Genomic DNA, 3685 nt, shown 5'->3' on the forward strand with positions numbered 1-3685 from the left:
CACGCCGGGAGCTCGCCGGACGCGGTGGTGCGGCGCGCGGCGGCATCGCTGACGGCCTTCCTCGACGAGAGGGAGCCGATCGGCGACGGCGACCCGTACCCGCGGGACGTGTTCATGGCCGACACCGTGCGCTGGGTGCTGGAACGCGAGGAGCGCGTGGTGGTCAGCGCGCACAACGGGCACGTCCAGCGGACGCCGCTGGAGGGGCGTCCGATGATGGGCGCCCTGCTGGACGCGGCGCTCGGTCCCGCCATGGCCGTCGTCGGGATGACCTACCGCTCCGGTCCGGTGATCCGCTTCGTCGAGCGCTCGGCGCGGCCGTTCGACTGCGACGTCCGTCTTGAGATGCGGGGCCGGGGCGATCCGGTCGAATCCGGCGAGGGCTTCGACGCGCTCGTCCGTCTCGACCACGCCGGCCTGGTCCCCGGAGCGTTCGCGCGGCTCCGCGCCGAGTTCGAGGAGTACCGATGAAGTACCCGCCCACCCGGACCGTCGAGGTCGTCGCGGACGTCGCCGGGATCGCGGTGCCCGACCCCTACCGCTGGCTGGAGGAGGAGACGCCCGAGGTCCGGGACTGGCAGCGCGCGCAGGCCGCCCTCGCCACCTCGGTGGTCTTCGACGGGGTGGACCGGGACGCCGTCCGCGCGCTGATGCTGGCCCACGACGCCGGAGCCCGTCCCGACCTGCCCAGATACGCGGCCGGACGGTGGTTTCGCGCCGCCGGGCCGGACCTGGTCGTCTCCGCGTCCCCGTACGGCGACGGCCGGGTGCTCGCCTCGCTGGGCGCGGGCGTGGCGTCCTGGCTGGCGCCCTCGCCGGACGGCGGCGTCCTCGCGGTCGGGATCTGCGAGGACGGCAGCGAGCACAACACGATCCGGCTCATCGACACCGCCACGGGCAGCGACCTCGGCGGCGCCCCCACGCAGGTCCTGCACAGCGCGTGGGTCGGGGGTGTCTCCTGGCGGCCCGACTCCAGCGGGTTCTACTTCTTCGCGCTCACCGGCTCCCCGGCGGAGTTCCGGCAGGCGGTCTTCCTGCACCGGCTGGGCGCCGGGACGACGCTGGAACCGGTCCCGGTCGGGGCCTCGCGCGAGTACACGCTGATCCAGACGAGCGCGTGCTGGGAGGTCGCCGCGCACCGGGTGGGCGCGCCCTTCCCGATCGCAGTCCGGCGCGCCGGGGAGCCGTGGCGCCCGTTCCTGCCCGACTGCGAAGGCTCGATCGCCGGCCACATCGTCGGCGACCGCTACATCGCGGTCACCGACGTGGACGCCCCGCGCGGCCGGGTCGTGGCGATCTCGCTGGACGACCCGTCGGACTGGACCGAGCTCGTCCCCGAGGGTGCCACGGTCCTGCGCTCGCTGACGCCGGTCGGCGACCACCTGTACCTCAGCGAGTTCGACGCGACCTTCGCGCGCGTCCGCGTCCTGGACCGGGACGGCGCGGTCGTCGGGGAGGTGCCGCTGCCGGGGCGCGGCGCGCTGTCGTCCCCGTTCTTCCCCCTGACCGGGCTGGCCGTGGGCAACCCCGCGCCGTCCTTCCTGTTCGCCTTCTCCACCCTGACCACCTCCTGGGGCGTCTACTCCCACCGGCCCGGCGCTCCGCTGGAGACCCTGCGGGCTCCGGCGGTGAGGCTGGACGCCACGGTCGAGGTGGGCGAGGCGACCGCCCCGGACGGCGTCCCGATCCCCTTCCACGTGATCGCCCGCCGCGACGTCCCGCCCGGGCCGCCCGGGCCGCCGGTCCTGGTCTCGGCCTACGGCGCGGCCGGGGTGCCGCTGCTGCCCGCCTACCAGGCCGATCTGGCGGCCTTCGTCGCGGCGGGCGGTGTCGTCGTCCAGGCGTACCTGCGAGGCGGTGGCGAGTTCGGACACGACTGGTGGATGGCGGCGCACCGGGAGCGCAAGCAGGTGCGCGACTCCGACCTCGTCGCGGTCGCCGAGCACCTGCTCGCCACCGGACGGGCGTCCGCCGGGCGGCTCGCGCTCACCGGCGGCTCGGACGGCGGGCTGATGTGCGGGGTCGCCGCGACGACGCGTCCCGACCTGTGGCAGGCGGTGCTGCCGCGGGCGCCGCTGCTCGACCTGATCGGCGGGACGCGCGACCCGTACCTGGAGTTCGTGCTGCGCAAGGCATGGGGCGACCCCGACGACCCCGCCACCGTCCGGCGCTTCCTCGGGCTGTCGCCGTACGAGCTGATCCGGGAGCGGGAGTTCCCCGCCCTCTACATCCAGGCGGGGGCGAACGATCCGCGGTGCCGTCCGTGGCACGCGCGCAAGTTCGCCGCGCGGCTGCAGGCCGCCCAGCGGGGCGACGCCCCGATCCTGCTGCACGTTTTCGAGGACGCCGGGCACGGCGCGGCGACCGGCCATGACGTGGCGGTCGAGCAGGACACCGAGTGGCTGGCGTTCCTGGTCAGGAGTTTCGGCCTGCGGCTCTGATCGCCATCAGGCGCAGCTGGATCATCGTGGACAGCCGGGCGTCCGGGTCGCCGAGGTCGATCCCGCCGATCGAGGCCGCCCGGCGCAGCCGGTAGCGGAACGTGTTGGGGTGCACGAACATCGCCGTGGACGCCATCGCGACGTCGCCGAACGCGTCCAGCCAGGCCCGCAGCGTCTCCATCAGGTTCGCCTGATGCTCCTGGTCGTAGGCGGCGATGCGGGCGACCGGGCCGCTGGGCAGGTCGGCCTGCGGGATCAGGTCCGACAGCTCCAGCAGCAGCGCCTCGACGTGCACCTCCTCCAGCAGCGCCACCTGCCGGTCGAGCGCCTCCGCCCGCAGGACGCGCAGGGCCTGCTCGGCGCTGGAGCGCGAGCGGGTGAGCTCCGAGCCGTCCCGCGCGAGGCGGCCGACCCCGATCAGCGGACGCAGCCGCGACCCGACCCGGGCCAGGAACTCGTCGGCGATCAGGGTCGCGCGCTGCTCGGCGCCCCCGCGGTCCAGCGACAGGACGCCGTAGGCGACGTCGCCGATCAGGGCGGTGACCGAGCGCGGGTGCGCGGCGGTGAGGTGCATGGCGAACGCGTCGGCGAGCCGCTTGCGCTCCGCGCCGACCTGCGCCGGGGTCTCGGCGGCGGCCGGGGCGACGGTGAGCGCCAGGACGATCGCGGGCTCGTCGCGCAGACCGAGGCGGCGGGCGGCCTCGCGGTGGTCCGGCCCGCCGCCCAGGGCGGCGCTCAGCAGGTCGGCGCGCATGCGGCGCTCGCTGTCGGCGTCGGCGCGCTGCCAGACCAGGTGCATGGCGACGAGCTTGGACGCCTCGTAGAGCGACTCGCCGCGCTGCTCGTCCAGCGGCTCGGGGACGACCACCCAGATCGTCCCGAGGATCTCGTCGCCCGCCCGCACCGCGATCGCCACGCGCGGCAGCTCGCCGGACTCCGGCAGCGGGGCCACGAAGACCGGGCGCTCGCTGCGGTAGATCGCCTGGAAGACGCCGCGCTCCTCCAGGATCCGGGTGTAGTGCGGGGGGACCTGGCGGCTCAGGATCGTCTGGACGCGGGAGGGGTCGGCCTCGTCCTGGCGGCTGGAGAACGCCAGCAGCCGGGAGTTGCGGTCCTCGATGGTGACCGGCGCGTCGAGCAGCGCCGCGATCGCGTTCGCGACGGCGAACAGGTCGCCGGAGCGGGCCTGGCCGGACGCGCCCGCCGCCAGTAGTCCAGCTGTTCGGAGATCAGGCTGTCGGGGT

The 3685-nt window shown here is 75.1% G+C and carries 3 protein-coding genes; 2 read left to right on the plus strand and 1 reads right to left on the minus strand.

Features of this window, described 5'->3' with window-relative positions; translation table 11 throughout:
• Together AB0J52_RS31820 and AB0J52_RS31825 are read left to right on the plus strand one after the other, a co-directional pair.
• A partial coding sequence (locus tag AB0J52_RS31820; protein ID WP_500186483.1) for an erythromycin esterase family protein occupies positions 1 to 471 on the plus strand: 471 nt, incomplete at its 5' end.
• Positions 468 to 2441, plus strand: a complete 1974-nt coding sequence (locus AB0J52_RS31825) for a prolyl oligopeptidase family serine peptidase (protein WP_500186484.1) — start codon at positions 468 to 470, stop codon at positions 2439 to 2441. The genes AB0J52_RS31820 and AB0J52_RS31825, both read left to right, overlap by 4 nt.
• Here AB0J52_RS31825 and AB0J52_RS31830 read toward each other — a convergent pair.
• Positions 2416 to 3685 (minus strand): PucR family transcriptional regulator (locus AB0J52_RS31830; protein WP_500186485.1); only part of this gene is annotated, 1270 nt, incomplete at its 5' end. The two genes, AB0J52_RS31825 and AB0J52_RS31830, sit on opposite strands and share 26 nt — an antisense overlap.

This window comes from Spirillospora sp. NPDC049652 (assembly GCF_040675125.1).
Classification (GTDB): Bacteria; Actinomycetota; Actinomycetes; order Streptosporangiales; family Streptosporangiaceae; genus Spirillospora.